This window comes from uncultured Nostoc sp., from assembly GCF_964245445.1.
Lineage (GTDB): Bacteria > Cyanobacteriota > Cyanobacteriia > Cyanobacteriales > Nostocaceae > Nostoc.
On record NZ_CAXTNE010000195.1, the window covers coordinates 1 to 15,603 of the forward strand.

At 44.4% G+C, this 15,603-nt stretch carries 15 protein-coding genes; 9 read left to right on the top strand and 6 right to left on the bottom strand.

Annotation, left to right across the window (positions count from 1 at the left end):
• The first annotated feature begins 128 nt into the window (after window positions 1-128).
• Together ACFE90_RS26150 and ACFE90_RS26155 are read left to right on the top strand one after the other, a co-directional pair.
• Complete coding sequence (locus ACFE90_RS26150; protein WP_375505348.1) at window positions 129-584, top strand: DUF1392 domain-containing protein; 456 nt, start codon at window positions 129-131, stop codon at window positions 582-584.
• A 300-nt stretch (window positions 585-884) separates the two neighbouring features.
• Complete coding sequence (locus ACFE90_RS26155; protein ID WP_375505349.1) at window positions 885-1,676, top strand: DUF3891 family protein; 792 nt, start codon at window positions 885-887, stop codon at window positions 1,674-1,676.
• 383 nt (window positions 1,677-2,059) lie between these two features.
• Here ACFE90_RS26155 and ACFE90_RS26160 read toward each other — a convergent pair whose 3' ends face one another.
• On the bottom strand, window positions 2,060-2,776 hold the full coding sequence (locus ACFE90_RS26160) for an SGNH/GDSL hydrolase family protein (protein WP_375505350.1): 717 nt from the start codon (window positions 2,774-2,776) through the stop codon (window positions 2,060-2,062).
• A gap of 123 nt (window positions 2,777-2,899) precedes the next feature.
• On the opposite strand from ACFE90_RS26160, the gene ACFE90_RS26165 reads away from it, so the two are divergent.
• The 4 genes from ACFE90_RS26165 to ACFE90_RS26180 all read left to right on the top strand — a co-directional run bounded on the left by ACFE90_RS26165 (window position 2,900) and on the right by ACFE90_RS26180 (window position 7,576).
• Window positions 2,900-3,877: an ABC transporter substrate-binding protein gene (locus tag ACFE90_RS26165; protein ID WP_375505351.1), complete on the top strand. Its 978-nt coding sequence runs from the start codon at window positions 2,900-2,902 to the stop codon at window positions 3,875-3,877.
• 209 nt (window positions 3,878-4,086) lie between these two features.
• Window positions 4,087-5,649 carry a sugar ABC transporter ATP-binding protein gene (locus tag ACFE90_RS26170; protein WP_375505352.1) on the top strand — a complete coding sequence of 521 codons (1,563 nt, stop codon included), beginning with the start codon at window positions 4,087-4,089 and terminating at the stop codon, window positions 5,647-5,649.
• Window positions 5,642-6,589: an ABC transporter permease gene (locus ACFE90_RS26175; protein ID WP_375505353.1), complete on the top strand. Its 948-nt coding sequence runs from the start codon at window positions 5,642-5,644 to the stop codon at window positions 6,587-6,589. The genes ACFE90_RS26170 and ACFE90_RS26175 overlap by 8 nt, the downstream gene beginning before the upstream one ends.
• Before the next feature lie 93 nt (window positions 6,590-6,682).
• Window positions 6,683-7,576 (top strand): ABC transporter permease, encoded by an 894-nt coding sequence (locus tag ACFE90_RS26180; protein ID WP_375505354.1) that lies wholly within the window; start codon window positions 6,683-6,685, stop codon window positions 7,574-7,576.
• 359 nt (window positions 7,577-7,935) lie between these two features.
• Here the strand turns inward: ACFE90_RS26180 and ACFE90_RS26185 are convergent, their stop codons facing one another.
• Window positions 7,936-8,346: a universal stress protein gene (locus tag ACFE90_RS26185; RefSeq protein WP_375505362.1), complete on the bottom strand. Its 411-nt coding sequence runs from the start codon at window positions 8,344-8,346 to the stop codon at window positions 7,936-7,938.
• An 89-nt stretch (window positions 8,347-8,435) separates the two neighbouring features.
• On the opposite strand from ACFE90_RS26185, the gene ACFE90_RS26190 reads away from it, so the two are divergent.
• Window positions 8,436-9,638, top strand: coding sequence for a phosphoglycerate kinase (locus ACFE90_RS26190; protein ID WP_375505355.1), 1,203 nt, complete (start codon window positions 8,436-8,438; stop codon window positions 9,636-9,638).
• 667 nt (window positions 9,639-10,305) lie between these two features.
• Here ACFE90_RS26190 and ACFE90_RS26195 read toward each other — a convergent pair.
• Complete coding sequence (locus tag ACFE90_RS26195) at window positions 10,306-10,449, bottom strand: hypothetical protein (RefSeq protein WP_375505356.1); 144 nt, start codon at window positions 10,447-10,449, stop codon at window positions 10,306-10,308.
• A gap of 48 nt (window positions 10,450-10,497) precedes the next feature.
• On the opposite strand from ACFE90_RS26195, the gene ACFE90_RS26200 reads away from it, so the two are divergent.
• Both ACFE90_RS26200 and ACFE90_RS26205 read left to right on the top strand, forming a co-directional pair.
• A complete protein-coding gene (locus ACFE90_RS26200; RefSeq protein WP_375505357.1) occupies window positions 10,498-10,938 on the top strand; it encodes a hypothetical protein in 441 nt (146 codons plus the stop codon).
• A gap of 454 nt (window positions 10,939-11,392) precedes the next feature.
• Window positions 11,393-12,010, top strand: coding sequence for an NUDIX hydrolase (locus ACFE90_RS26205; RefSeq protein ID WP_375505358.1), 618 nt, complete (start codon window positions 11,393-11,395; stop codon window positions 12,008-12,010).
• Between the two features lie 203 nt (window positions 12,011-12,213).
• Here ACFE90_RS26205 and ACFE90_RS26210 read toward each other — a convergent pair whose 3' ends face one another.
• The 3 genes from ACFE90_RS26210 to ACFE90_RS26220 form a co-directional block, all read right to left on the bottom strand.
• A complete protein-coding gene (locus tag ACFE90_RS26210) occupies window positions 12,214-14,004 on the bottom strand; it encodes a pre-peptidase C-terminal domain-containing protein (RefSeq protein ID WP_375505359.1) in 1,791 nt (596 codons plus the stop codon).
• Window positions 14,005-14,613: 609 nt separating this feature from the next.
• Entirely contained in the window at window positions 14,614-14,895 is a 282-nt protein-coding gene (locus ACFE90_RS26215) for a peptidase (RefSeq protein ID WP_375505360.1), read from the bottom strand.
• 213 nt (window positions 14,896-15,108) lie between these two features.
• Window positions 15,109-15,534: a DUF4363 family protein gene (locus ACFE90_RS26220; protein ID WP_375505361.1), complete on the bottom strand. Its 426-nt coding sequence runs from the start codon at window positions 15,532-15,534 to the stop codon at window positions 15,109-15,111.
• Window positions 15,535-15,603 lie beyond the last annotated feature (69 nt).

Genomic DNA, 15,603 nt, shown 5'->3' on the forward strand with positions numbered 1-15,603 from the left:
GCTCCCTGCCCCCTGCCCCCTGCCTCTCCGGAGTAGCTCACTAAAATGCTGCTGTGACTGGATTTTGAAATTACATCCGGATTACAGAAGTGCAAGGTAGTTTATGTATAAAAAAGAGATTACTTTGCATGATTAATCAAATTGTCACTTTAGAATCTTGTTGGCATAGTTCTGTACCGTGGGGAAAAGACATGCCACCATTAGCAGTTCAAATCCGGGAAAAAGTTTTGTTATCAGGCTCTGATATATCAGGCTACTGTTGTGGTGTCCAATGGGAGAGACAGGAATGGATTTATGCCATTGTCTGCTGTCGTGAAATACTCTACTTGTCTCAAGAAGAATTTTCTGGAACAAACTTAGTCGAAAAAGCCACAGTTGCTACACCAGCTTTTAAATTGGGCGATGTGGTGGAAGTTGATTTTAGTGAAGAACCATCACGTCGGATTATTCAAGGGATTTTTAGCCTGAAAAACAATTGGCTTTATGCAGTAGAATGGCGTTCCCCAATTTTGGAAGAAATGGCATCGGCTCAAAGTAGAATTATCTGGCTTGCTGATATGGATTTAGTAAAAGTGAATGTATGACTGTATGACGATGTTTTTGGAGTTGTACCAAAAAACTTAGTGCGTTCATCCGAGTGGGCGCTTAATTATTTGGGTTGATTTCCTATTTCTGGCATTGAATCTTAATAGTGAGTCAACCAAATTCCAAATCCGATATTGCTTTCCAAAGATTGCATCATTGCTAATGTTCAACTTCCCGCATTGATAGTAACTTTTTATAGTTAGACGGTGCTAATTCTCAAATTAGACCTATAGGTTGTAGAAAATTAGCCCTTGTTTTGTATAAGTTGAAAGATAAGTAATAGGCTAAAATTTCAACTCATGCTAAATCGCATATCAAAGTATGGAGTGATTTGTATCACTCAACCCCATCATGCCTGGCTTTCAGGTCAATTAGCACGAGCTTGGGGAAATAAGCAATTTGGTCAGTTTGTCCCTAAGGAAGAAGTTTCTCTGGCCGCAGAACAGCATGACATTGGGTGGTTGCGGTGGGAGCAGCAGCCTACGCTTAACCCCCAAACTGGCTACCCTTACAAATTTACAGAATTGGCAACTGAGGTGCATATAGACATTTGGTCGGGTGCTAAACAGCTAGCACTTCCTTTAGGTAGATATGCAACGCTACTGATTTCATTGCACGGTACAGGATTGTATGAGAGATTCACAAGTTGGCAAAACTCAGAGAAGTCTACTCAAATTGTTCAGGATTATTTGAAAAATGAGTATGCTTTTCAAAACAAGATTATTGAACTTCTTAAAAAAGATGGATATTATGCACCTTATGTAATGCCAGAGGTAATAGAGCGCAACAAAAAGCTAGTGGCAACATGGGATGCACTTTCGATAATTTTATGTGAAGGAAAAACTGGAGAACACTATGTTAATCAAGTCCCAACCACTAATGGTACAACTAGATTAAACTTAAGTTTGACAGAAGATAAAGAGCATCATCATACAGTAATCATCTCTCCTTGGGTATTTGAGCAAAGCGAAATCAAGCTGGTCTATGAAGGACGCCTTTTGCAAGAAACTTTTAGGGATGAAGCAGCGATGCAAGAGGTTTTGACAAATGATTGTTGGGTAACTCTAAGTACTATTTTAATACCAGGCTGACGGATGAGATTTTGAACAACTTACTACACCTTCAAAAAATATCGCCGCTTTCGTGTCCACACCTGTCACAAGTTGCGTGCTGTTCAAAACACCTAGTATTTACACTGTAGTATAAAGATTTACTTTTGGATAAGATAATGCTTAGAGGCATAAAATACATGTACATTTATATACTCTACTGAGGCAAATAAATCAGTAGAGTATTTTTATAGGAATCCAATGTCTGCTCCTTGCGCATCGCCGCAGTAATAGCATTGAGCCAAATATTATTTCCAAAAAGTGGTGTAAGTCCGAACAGGGTATTTGTAAAAGGCAACAGATTTATATCTATAGATTGGATTAGCAATACCCAATTGTTAATATCGGCACAAGAAAAAGTATGCTTATTTCCCGACAATATAGGGAAGAAAAACCCTTCGTACTTCCGATGCACCCCGCAGACTTGGCTCGATCATCGCTGTGAACCATGATGGTTCGCCCTTTAGGAAGTGAGCGTGGAGATCAACGAACTGTCCATAACGATTGGCAATTTCTTGAATTGCAGTGTTCATGCGCTGGAGGTTCTGGCGAGCGATCGCCGGTTCAACACCCAAAAAGTTACGGCTGTCATCCCCGAAGGTTGGATCATACACATTACCTAGCAGAATAGGACGGATTGGTAACTGCTGCACAAATGTGTCGAGGGTATTAGCAAAAGTTGCGATTCCTGCACCGGAATCTCGAATTAATCCCCGTAGTAGATCGTTAACACCGATAGTGATGAGTGCAATTGCCTTTCCTTCCACTCGCAATCCTTGCGCCTGAGGCCGTAAACCATCAACCGTCGCACCATCACGGGCACGATGTTCCAGACGAGCAGGTTGGCGTGATTTCAGGTCTTGACCTTGAAACTCTGGAAACAGGCGCTCGTCATTCTGGACAAGGAGTTGTCCTGGATGAACCCCAAACTCGTTATATCGTCCGCAATCTAAAATTGAGTCCCCAAAGGTATATAGCGTCAGCATTGCTTGCTCCCGTCGATTGCAGCCCAAGAGAGTCAGGAAACTTGCCCCTCCAGCTACTTGAATAAACCGTCGTCGTGTAGGTTGAAACAGAGCCATGACACTCTCCTGTTTGTTCGACGCTAGCATGAGCAGATGGTAGACAATATGAATCAGAAGATGGATCTAAGTATAATTAGCGATCGGACACGAGAAATAGAATATCTGATGGGGTTATGAAAAATGAAACCTGTCCGAGTCTATATGTCAAAGTTTCTGGTATTTAGCGCCTACGCTGTGATTATTGTTGCGGCTTTCTCGCAGTCTGGCTGTGTGCGCGAGAAAACAAAAAAAATTGTCGGATTTTCGCAAACAGAGAACATCGGCCCGTGGCGCATCGCCGAAACGAACAGCATCAAAGAGGAAGCTGCCAAGCGTAAGAAAACTTACGATTTCCTGATGACGGATGCTCAGGGGCAGACATCAAAGCAATTTTCCGACATCGAAGATTTAATCGCCCGACAAGTCGATGTAATATTTCTCGCGCCACGCGAATATGAAGGTCTTACACCTGCTCTCGAAGCAGCGAGAGCGGCAAAAATACCAGTGTTTCTCATCGACCGTGAAGCTGCGGGAAGACCAGGCGAGCATTTCGTCAGCTTTCTCGGTTCGGATTTTATTGTCCAAGGCCGCCGCGTTGGCAAATGGCTGGCTCAGGCTACTAATGGCAAGGCGTCTATTGTGGAACTCACCGGAACAGCAGGGTCATCGGTCGCAATTGATCGGGCAAAGGGGTTTCGCGATGCGATCGGCAGTTATCCCAACATGAAGATCATCGCCACCCAGACGGCGGATTTTTCGCGGGCTGCGGCCGTGCGTGTAATGGAAAACATCATCCAAGCTAAGGGTTCTGATATCACGGCAGTTTATGCTCACAATGACGAAATGGCATTGGGTGCGATCCAGGCTCTCAAGTCCGCAGGCATGAAGCCAGGCAAGGATGTGATCGTCGGTTCAATCGATGGTCAGAAAGCCGCACTTGAAGCGATTAACCGTGGTGAGCTTGGCGTGAGTGTCGAGTCGAACCCGCGTTTTGGCCCACTTGTTTTCGCTACGATGGAGAAGTATTTTGTCGGCAAAAAGATTCCTCCTAGAATAATTCTTGAGGACAGACTCTTCGACGTGACAAACGCCAAAGATTTTGTGCATGAAGCATACTAATACCGCAAGACAGAAGTCAAAAGTTAACACTGGGCGACTTGCCTTGAGCGCAGTCGAAAGGAGTCGAAGTGTCAAAAGTCACGCATAATTGTATTCTGAGCTTCTTGCGCCATATAAATAAAGAAAAGATAGCCAGGAAATATGCTGAACCTGGACGATGAATAAAAAAGATGACTATGGGCTATCAGGACAAAAACTAGGTAAAGCCGATGACTCAGGCGACTCGAACTGTCTTGTGCATGAGGGACATAAAAAAAAGTTTTTCCGGGGTGTCGGCGCTCCGGGGCGTCGATTTTGAGCTAAAGGCGGGCGAGATCCATGCGCTGGTCGGAGAGAACGGTGCTGGCAAATCGACACTCATTAAGATCATGACGGGAGCGTATCGACGGGACTCGGGTGTTATGGATTATGGCGGGAGTCCCGTTGCATTCCATAACCCAACCGAAGCACAGGCGGTAGGCATCGTAGCTGTGTACCAGGAGATCCATCTTGTAGGTTTCCGAACCGTTGCTGAAAATATTTTTCTTGGCAGAGAGCCGCATCACTTTGGGATTATTGACAGACGGCGGATGAACACTGAGGCATCCGAAATATTGGAGCGCCTGGGGTTGGATATCGACCCGCGCTCGGTGGTTGATTCGCTCAATATTGCCCATCGCCAAATGGTGGCGATCGCACGCGCCATATCCTTTAGTGCGCGGGTGCTTATCCTTGATGAACCCACGAGTTCCCTTACCGAAACCGAGGTTTCTGTTCTTTTTAACGTCATGCGGCGGCTAAAGTTGGAAGGAACATCCATCGTTTACGTCAGCCACCGTTTTGAAGAACTATACGCAGTGTGCGATCGCGTCACAGTTCTGCGTGATGGGCGCAACATCATAACGCAATCCCTGGCCACGCTCAATCGCCTGGAACTCGTTTGTTCTATGCTGGGTCGTGAGCCAGAAGAGGTGAGCAAAGGAGTCACGGCGTTCGCAGGGCGATCGCAAAATGTGGTAGATCGACCAGTGCTGCTCCAGGCGGAAGCTCTCAAATATAAGAAACGGCTTGATGGTGTCTCGATTGAAATGCGGCATGGCGAAATCGTCGGGCTTGCGGGTTTGCTCGGCTCTGGTCGAAGTGAAACTGTGCGTACCCTGTTCGGGGCGGAACCACTTGAGGGTGGAACTGTAAAACTCGAAGGTAATCTTCTATCCCTGCGCGATCCTCATGATGCGATCGACGTTGGGATAGCTTTCCTTTCAGAGGATCGCAAGGCGGACGGCATCATCCCTGAGCTTTCGGTGCGAGAAAACCTCACCCTCGCTGCACTACCAAACCTTACGCAGTGGGGCATCGTTTCCAGAAAACGACAGAACGAGCTTGTTGATCGTTTCATGCAGCGCCTTGGAATTAAGGCGACTAGTGCCGAACAGAAGATCCACGAACTATCAGGCGGCAATCAGCAGAAGGTTCTTCTGGCGCGATGGCTGTGCAAGAATACAAAACTTCTTCTCCTCGACGAACCGACTCGTGGTATCGATGTTGGTGCAAAGGGCGAGATCCAGCGCCTGATCGCCGAACTAGCAGAGCAAGGGCTGGGGGTTGTGATGATTTCATCGGAAGTGGAAGAGCTAGTTGAAGGTTCACAACGTGTCATCGTCCTCCGTGACGGTCGGTCAATCGCCGAACTCAGTGGCGAACAAAAGAACATAAAAGCAATTCTGCACGTAATGGCGGAAGGTGCAGATCGTCAGGAAGCCGTGAAACAGAGCAGGACAGATAATGAATAGCAAGAAGCCTTACCTGGATTGGGGAACCCTATGGAACCCAAACTTTGGTGCACCTGCGGCACTGCTAATTCTCTATGTTGCGAACGCAGTTTTCACTCCGCGTTTCGCTACAGTTAGCAACACCTTGAACATGTTGCTCCAAGTATCGACCACAATGTTTATTGCTGTTGGGATGACATTTGTTATTGCTTCGCGTGGCATCGACCTAACGGTAGGCTCTACTATGGCATTGGTTTCAGTCATTGTGGCATTGCTTATTAAGTATGGAATTACTGTTGCCATTTTGTTCGCCTTGTGCTGTGCTCTTTTGGTTGGTCTGATCAATGGCTTTCTCATCTCACGTCTGAAACTTGACCCACTAATCACTACCTTGGCGGCTCTGATCTTATGGCGTGGGGTCGCTCAGGTCATCGGGGACGGTCAGCTCGTTCCCTTCACCAATCCCACATTTGAAGCGCTCGGAAAGGGCTATCTCAGTTTTATACCAATTCAGGTTGTAATTGCGGCAGTCGTTATTGCAGGAGCCTTCTTCTGTATCCGCTCTACGCTTTTTGGGCGTCAGATTGTTGCAGTCGGCGGCAACGAGAAGGCCGCACGGCTTGCGGGCATCCGTGCAGAACGCGTGAAATACATTGTCTATATAGTTAGTGCCCTGCTTGCGGGGCTGGCCGGACTCGTCGAGACGGCGAGGCTCGGTTTGGGCGATCCTAGCAAGGTCGGTGTAAACGCGGAATTCGAGGCGATCGCAGCCGTTGTTGTTGGCGGTACACCCTTCTCGGGTGGCCGCGCCAACGTACTCGGAACTGTTGTCGGAGCCTTGATTATGCAGGTAATTTCCACAAGTTTCAACATGCTCCTGATTCCCTTCACCTGGTCATTAGTTTTAAAATCCGTAATTATTCTTTTCGCGATTTTTTTACAGCGCCCTAAGGAGGTTTAACGCGTTATGGCTGCCACAAGGTCTCTTGCACTGGCTGGAATGCGGCTATGGAAGCGTCTCGCCAGACTCCTCACCTGGCAGGGCGTGCTACTCATGCTTCTTAGTTTGGCTGTTTTCGCATCGTTTCGTTATGAAACCTTCCTGACACCTCTTAATCTCATGAATATCATGCGACAGAACAGTATGCTAGCGATCGTGGCACTGGGCATGACTGTTGTGATCCTAAGCGGCGGAATCGACCTTTCCGTAGGTTCCCTCGTTGCTCTAGGCGGTGTCGTTGCGGCAATGCTTGCTGAACAAGGAAGCTTTGTAGCAATTGTTGGCGGCATTGTCAGCACCACCTTGCTCGGTGTGGTAAACGGTATTCTCGTGTCTCGCGCCAGGCTCCAGCCGTTCGTTGTTACGTTATTCACCGCAAGCGCGGCACGGGGGCTAGCATTGAGCATCACCGAGGAGAGGTCGATTGCAGTACCATCGGCAGCATCAGGACTTGTTTGGCTAGGCAGAGGGTTTATTGGTTTCGTTCCTGTCCCCGTGATTATGGTTGCGCTCTTATATTTTGCAGCTTGGTTTATGCTGCACAGAAGCCGATTAGGGTTGCATGTGTTCGCTATCGGCGACAACGAGGAAGCCTCCCGGCTCATGGGCGTAAACCCAAACCAAGTGAAGCTTGCAGTCTACACATTTAGCGGTATGCTTTCAGGGCTTGCTGGTGTTATTCTGGCGGGCCGTCTAGGGGCGGGTCAGCCTGTGGCTGCCTTTGGCTGGGAAACGGATGCGATCGCTGCAACCGTCATGGGAGGAACATTTCTCGCAGGCGGTCAGGGAAGCGTGTTTCCGACGCTTATAGGTGTCCTTCTCTTAGGAATGATGTACAACCTTCTGAATCTCGAAGGGACTATTACTCCGTGGTGGCAGCTTGTGCTTCGCGGTGGCTTTCTACTTATGGTCGTGATATTCCAGCAGCGCATCGCCCAGAGGGGGTAATACCAATTCAATTAATGATTTCAAACACATTTTTGGGTAAAGACGCGATTCATCGCGTCTCTACAGATGGTCTATTTGTCGCATTCTTTTTTCAAATTGGTATTACGCTCTACTTGCAAGAGCTTCCGCCTTCACGTTTCAGTGTTTCGTCTTCCCTGCAAGAGCTTCCGCCTTCACGTTTCAGTGTTTCGCGCAGCCTGCAAGAGCTTCCGTCTTCCCTGTAAGAGCTTCGACCTTCACGTTTCAGTTGGCTGATGACTGTTGACGGGTTTTCAGTCATCAGTCATCAGGTAAATGTACAATATTATTTGCGTAACAGTTTATTCAGCAACACACTAGCTCCTGGGTACTTATGACTGCTAAGGCACAATCAGCACTGGGCAAGGGGAAAGATTAATTACGCGAGTAGTAACACTATCATCGGCTCCCTCTTCAGTCAAGCCTAGCCCCCGACAGCCCATAATGATTAAATCGGCTCCGATTTCATCAGCGACATCGCAGATCGTAAAAGCTGGTTTGCCTCGCCTTTCTAAGGTTTCAGATTGAATTCCTTGCCCAGAAAATAAAGATTGGGCATTTTCCAGCAGTTTAGCAACTACCTCTGGTGACACCATCGGATCATCTGCACTAGGCGCATCTGGAGGTGGTTCTTCTACCACAGACAGCAGCACCAAGCGACTGCTGTACTTTTTGACTACGTTGCTAACAACATCAGCAGCTTCCCGCGTTTCCCGGCTTTGATCGATAGGAAATAGTACTGTCTTAAATATCTCTGTCACTTGGGTACCCCTGACTCCGGTAAAATCTTGATGGTTCTACTTTCAAAACAATAACAAAAAGGCAATCAGGAGAGTTTGGTGTGTCCAAAAAAAGTTTAGCAAGTTTATCTTCGGCTGATATATCTGGGAAACGTGCCTTAGTGCGGGTTGACTTTAACGTGCCTGTGGACGATCAAGGCAACATTACCGACGATACTCGCATTCGCGCCGCTTTACCAACCATCAGAGATTTGACGCAGAAGGGTGCTAAGGTCATTCTCGCAAGTCATTTTGGGCGTCCCAAGGGTGTGGATGACAAATTACGCCTAACTCCCGTTGCCAAGCGTCTGTCTGAGTTACTGGGGCAAGAAGTCGTTAAAACTGATGACTCCATTGGTGATGAAGTTGCAGCTAAAGTTGGTGCGTTGCAAAATGGCCAAGTGCTGTTACTAGAAAATGTCCGTTTTTACCCAGAAGAAGAGAAAAACGACTCAGAATTTGCCAAAAAATTGGCAGCTAATGCTGATTTTTATGTAAATGATGCTTTTGGTACTGCACACCGCGCCCATGCTTCTACTGAAGGTGTGACTAAATTCCTCAGCCCTTCTGTGGCTGGATATTTGGTTGAGAAGGAATTGCAATATCTGCAAAATGCTATTGAAAATCCCCAACGTCCTTTGGCGGCAATTATTGGTGGTTCCAAAGTTTCCAGCAAAATTGGCGTGATTGAAACGTTGCTGGAGAAGTGCGACAAGCTAATCATCGGGGGTGGAATGATTTTCACCTTCTACAAAGCCCGTGGTTTAAATATCGGTAAGTCGTTGGTGGAAGAAGACAAGCTAGAACTAGCGAAATCTTTGGAAGCTAAGGCTAAGGAACGGGGTGTTACCTTCTTGTTACCCACGGATATAGTATCAGCAGATAAGTTTGCTCCTGATGCTAATGCGACAACCGTCAGCATTGAGAACATCCCCGATGATGGTATAGGTTTGGATATTGGCCCAGACTCAGTAAAAGTTTTCCAAGAAGCCCTTGCAGATACCAAAACGGTAATTTGGAACGGGCCAATGGGTGTGTTTGAGTTTGATAAGTTTGCGGTAGGTACGGAAGCGATCGCTCATACCCTCGCCGAAATTAGCAAAACTGGCACAACCACCATCATTGGCGGTGGCGACTCAGTAGCAGCTGTGGAAAAGGTTGGTTTAGCCGACCAAATGAGCCACATCTCCACCGGCGGCGGCGCTAGCTTGGAGTTACTTGAAGGCAAGGTATTGCCTGGAATTGCAGCTTTAGATGATGCTTAAGAAAATTAGCTTTTAAGCTATTGAAAAAATCTGGTAGTTTTTGACAATTGTGGTAAGGGTGCGGTGTACCGTACCCTTACTATATTTATTAGCATTTGTGGCAACGATACCACCAGAATTTTGGAGGTGAAAGTGTAATGGCAAGAATTGAAGAAATTTCAGTCAAAAACTATAGGGTTTTGCAAAATATTACCCTAAAAAATATCCCTCTTCTGTCACTTTCGGGGAGGGCGATAGCTATAAGCCTTATGAGGCAAACAATACAAGCTATACTATTAGAAAAAAATTGGTCTTGTATTTGTTATTAGAAAATAATCACGCGATTGCTTGCTATACAAAAGCTCTAGAATCCAGAAATGGCAAATATTTTCGGAGAGTGACAGAACAGGGATATCAAACCTGCATTGAGGATAGGTCGAGCGCTCCTCATGTACGAGGAGCGCTACTGGGGTGTGTACACCATCCACTGCTCTCCGTGGAAAACATGCTTATTCAGGGGCGATCACAATTAGGTAGTCAAAACTCCAGAAGGTACTACCCCGTGGAAAAAATCGGTAAAAATTGGACAGCGTGAAATATCTTCCATTACCAGGCGAAATAATAAAGTAAGAAGGCTGTCCAATTTTTATAATTCCTGCCTCCCCAAATTTTTGAAAAATTAGGAGAGTCAACACACATACAGGCAAGAGGAAGAATTATTGAGGTAAGAGATAATTTGCCGCCACGCGACGGCTAAAACTTTTACCACAATTAGAGAGGTAGCGATCGCGTCTACTGTAGTGCAAAAGGCTAAGTAATTTTCTATAGGCATCTCTACAAGATACTTGCATAATAGATAAGAACATTTCAACGCCAAAAAATGACACCTAATTACTTAGAACACTTAACCAGCCATATAGACCAAATAAAAGAAGATGTTGCCGAAGATTTCCTCGCACTTGAGTTTATAGATGGGCGTCATCCAAAAGACCAAATAGATTTCATTGATGAAATAGAAGTTGAGGTAGAGTCAGTAGAAATCCGTAATATGTCAGTATTACGCCAAGAAGACAACACAATAACCTTTAAGATGGACGCTATAGTTGTATTCCACCCTGACGGGCATACTCCAAACGAAGACATTGGTTTCTATGATTCTGAGGAAGGCGAATACAAGACCATAGAGCGAACTACTATCTCTGGTAAATCACAAAGTTGCACTATTCCCGTAGAAGTTGCTATTAATCTAATCAATGACGATGGGGACACTGAAATAGAGTATGTTCACTTAGAAAAACAGACCATTGGGGTGAGATGGTAGGCGATCACGCTCTTTTACCGTGACAACCAAGCTACATAGTTTCAGTAGACCGAAAAGTTTTCCAAAAGCCTTACCAGTCCTTCATTTCCACTTGGTAAGACAAGAAGCTGAAATCAGCTTGTAATCTGCGTTTTAACCACTTTTGTTTTGGGTAGACTTTTTGGCGATCGCTTGTGGTCATGATGGTAAGTCACCTGGGTGGACTACTGGCAAGGCACGACTGCGTATAATTCGTTATATAAAAGTTAAAAAGGCTACTATCAACCACAAAAAACAACCAGCAAAGTCGGCTTGATATTTTCGTTTTTATATTTTTAGGTGTGTAGTTTGTCAACTCAGTACTACTGGGTCACTTTGTCATGACTTAGTCTAAACTCCAGTAAGAAGCATCGTCAAATAAAATTTATTAATCAGATACTTGCTTGCACTAACTTACACAAACTTGGAAAAAACTTTGGAAACTAAATGGCTAGAATGGGCACAAAAGTTACAAGCGATCGCTCAAAATGGTCTAACCTATTGTGAAGGGCCTTTTGATATCGAACGCTACAAACAATTACGAGCGATCGCCACAGAAATTATGGCGACTTACTCAAATGTAGAACACAGCTATGTTCTCGATTTGTTTAGCCGTGAAGTAGGATATGCAACTCCCAAAGTTGATGTGCGAGGAGCAATTTTTCGTGATGATACTATATTGCTAGTCAAAGAACGAGCAGACGGTTGTTGGACTTTACCTGGTGGATGGGCTGATGTCGGCGAGTCGCCCAGTGAGGTAGTTGTGAAAGAAGTATATGAAGAATCTGGATATCAAGCACGCGCGATCAAACTATTAGCAGTCTATGACAGAGACAAACAGGGACATCCACCGTTTCCATTTTATATCTACAAGCTGTTTTTTAAGTGTGAACTTATTGGTGGTTCTCCATCATCAAGTATTGAAACTGAAGAAGTAGGTTTTTTTGCTGAACATGCATTACCAGAACTTTCCATCGGACGTGTGACACCAGCGCAAATCACGCGGCTTTTCCAGCATTATCGCCAACCAGATTTACCGACAGATTTTGATTAAATACCTCTGCATTACGAAGATGGGTATCTGGTACTAGACTTGTTTTTATTCAGCATACGTAGTGGTCTGTCAAGAAAGAATTGATGGGTCAAAGTCTCTTGTCGAGTAAAGGGAAACACGGCAACGTGTTCCCCTAGTTAGGAAAAAAAGTATCCTTAAATCTACCTCCTGATGTCAGTACAATCTTTAAGTTGACAACATTCTTATGCAAAACTGACTTCTAAGTTATAAGAAAAATCAGGTATAGAGCTGCTACCAGAGAAAATTCCGCCATCTTCAGGTAAGAAACTAAATTTACTCACTGAAATTGAGTACGTACCTGCACTCAGGAAAGTAGTGATTAATGATGCCTGGTTGGAGCCATTATCATCGTTAGTTTCTAATAAAGTTCCAGCATCGTCAAACAGACCGAGAATTGTATCTTCAGGTGTCACCGTACTGATAGTGACAGTTCCTGGATTTGCTACAGAAAATTTAAAAAAGTCGAAATCGGAATTATCCCCTGGTTGAACTGTTGCCAACTGGGCTGAGATATTAATGTCTGAGCCTGATGATAAGAAACCTAACCCTTCAGCGCCCTCTAGTGAGTTGTTTGTACTTTCTCCAGGATTTTCTCGCTCATAGAAAAGGAAGTCATCACTATCAAGTTTGAGATTGGTTTTCCCTTGCAGAACACCTATGATTTCATCTTGCTCTCCTGTCGGTTTGTCTAAGAATATTCGTGTATTGCCTGCAATAGTTTGCAAGCGGTAGTCTTGTGGAGTTCCTTTGAGTTCAATTCGATCTTGGCTAGAATCGAAGTCAGTAATAGTAGCCAAGTCCCCAAAACCAGGAGTGGTAGTGTTGTTATCGTCGTAGAAAACATTTAGAGCGTCACCGAGGATAAATCTATCTGCCCCAGCCCCACCTGTGAAGTTATCAGTTTCTCCTATTCCAGGTGGAAGCGGACTACCAGGGAAAGCACCGATGAGGATGTCGTCTCCAGCCCCGCCATTGAGTACCTCATTGCCTGGCCCGCCCTGTAGACTATCATTGCCGTCGCCACCATTGAGGATATCATTGCCATTATTACCATCTAGAGTATCATCGCCTGCTCCGCCATTCAAAATGTTGTTAGAAGTATTACCAAAAATGAAGTTGCTAAGACCGTTACCTGTCCCGGTGATGTCGCTACCTTCCCTTAGCCTCAGATTTTCCAGATTGGCGCCTAGTGTGTAGGAGACAGAAGACCGGACGGTATCTGTGCCTGAATTAGCAGCCTCTGTAATGGTATCAAGAGTACTGTCAACGAGATAAGTGTCGTCGCCTGCTCCGCCATTCAGGGTGTCAGTACCTAAGCCCCCATCAAGTGTGTCATCGCCATTATTACCGGATAATCGGTTATTTTGCCTGTCACCAACAATGCTGTCATTTCCATTTGTGCCGATGACATTATCAAAGTTTACTGCTGTAAATGACAATGTTCCCAAGCCAGGAACGTTACTGGCAGCTAAACTTTGGGTTTGTAGGTTAACAGTGATAAATACCCCAGACAAAGATTGGGATGCATCTATAGTGTTGTTGGCAACATTAGCATTAGCAATAACCTTTTCTACTCTAAAGAGTTGGTCTTGCCCAAATCCGCCAGATTTTTGAATGGTTCCGACACCTGACAAGGTAATGCTTTGACCTAGTTTACTGTAGTCTGCCGTATCACTGCCATCTCCGCCATTAATGCTGTCGTTACCCTGGCTGCCTATGAAGATGTCATTGCCTGCACCACCTAGTAGAGTGTCGTTTCCTGTACCACCATCAAGGGTGTCATTGCCATTTCCACCGATTAGACTGTCGTTTGCCGTCCCACCTGCGAGAGAATCGTTACCATCTGCACCATTCAAAGTGTCGTTACTGGAGGTGCTATTGGCATTACCATTCCTAGCCCAACCAACTATCGTGTCATTTTTAGAAGTCCCAGAAAGATTGTCAGCACTTGTTTTGCCGAAAATAAATGCCATGTTATTTCTCCTGAATTTCTCACTAATACGTAAGTTCAGCCTCAGTCAAAGAACTATTCATCAGTTCAATGTAGATTACTTACCATTTGTGTAATCTAAATTAAAAATTACTAAATTATTTGGTTAATAACTTATAAAGAAAAAATATCCAGCTATTTATTGTGAGCTGACCTGAAAAATCCGCCTTTGCTTACGCGCAAGCGAGACGCCTACTCTAAAGAATTAGATAGTTTTTTTTTGAAAGTCTCTTAATTAATAACCCAAATAGTAAGCAACCATATCAAATATTTTGGTTCTTTTTCCAAACTTTTTTAAACCGACGCTGTAACTATTTAATTATAATGAAGTACAAGGTTACATCAACTACTTTATCAAAACTTTAAATTTTCAATAAGTATAATTGATAATACATTCAAATATATGTGTAAAATTTAATTAATTATTGTTTCAACCTATTGATTTTTTGGTAAAATTCTCCACCAGAGCATGACCATCTTCACAAGGAAATGCATCTACTGCTAGCATTAAACTGGGGTCAAGCACACCTTGAAAGGGGTAGTACTAATCTTTTTGCTATGCGATCGCACGGGAAGTGAAATTATGTCTTTTCTAATCCTTCTCGGATTTTGGCTTTTTTCTACCAAACAAACTAGTCATACTTAATCCAGTAACCAACAATCCCAATAGTCCTAGTCCGTTTAAAATCGGGTAGATTCCTTGTAAACCAAATATTTCACCACGATGAATCGAAAGCAGTAGACTACGCCCTACTCCCAGGTTAGCTGACCACTCACCTACTAGCGTCGCTGCAATTCCAGTTAACAATGTTACAGCAAGCGGTAAAGCCAAAATAATTGCCAGAGTCCGGTGGTACTTGCGAAATGAACGCATTATCCAAAATCTCCAGTGGAAACTATAGCACTTTGCTATTTGTTCAAAGCCAGATATAAAGACTGTTTTCCTACTATCTTGTGTCTTTTGACCAAAAAATAATTTGGATGCAGAGCAACTAAATTCATTTATGGTATTCAAAATTATTGACTTTTGACTTTTGACTTTTGACTTCCCCAAAGGGGCTGACTTCTGATCTATGTTAGCTTTAGCTCACTTTTTAGCAACACTGGCAATATTTGTGTTAAGTGTTTGTAACCCTTTAAGAGCTTTCGCTTTATCTTTTGCCTTCAGCGCACCCTTAACCTGAGTCGCAGCATCTTCGATTACATTATAGGTTTTTGAAGATTTAGTTTTGACACCATCCTCAACCTTAGACCAAGAGTTTTCAAACTTATTAAATTCTTGTTGAGCTTTGTCAAAGTTTCCGCCTTGCACCGCAGTTTTGGTATTTGAAACTACACTGACCAAAGTCTTAAAACCTCCCTGTGTAGCAACAGTTGTTTTAGATACTGCCGTCCCCGCAGTGGTTTCAGTGGCAGCAGGAGTCTGGGTAGTAGATTTTTTATCGTTGTTGCATCCTACTAATGTCAGTAAGGCAATTGCAGTAACGGGGATAATGTAGATTAAGCGTTTCATAAGACCTCTTGAATAATGAACCTATCCCACTAATAATATTTTGTGAATCCAGATGTGGATAGTAGCGAG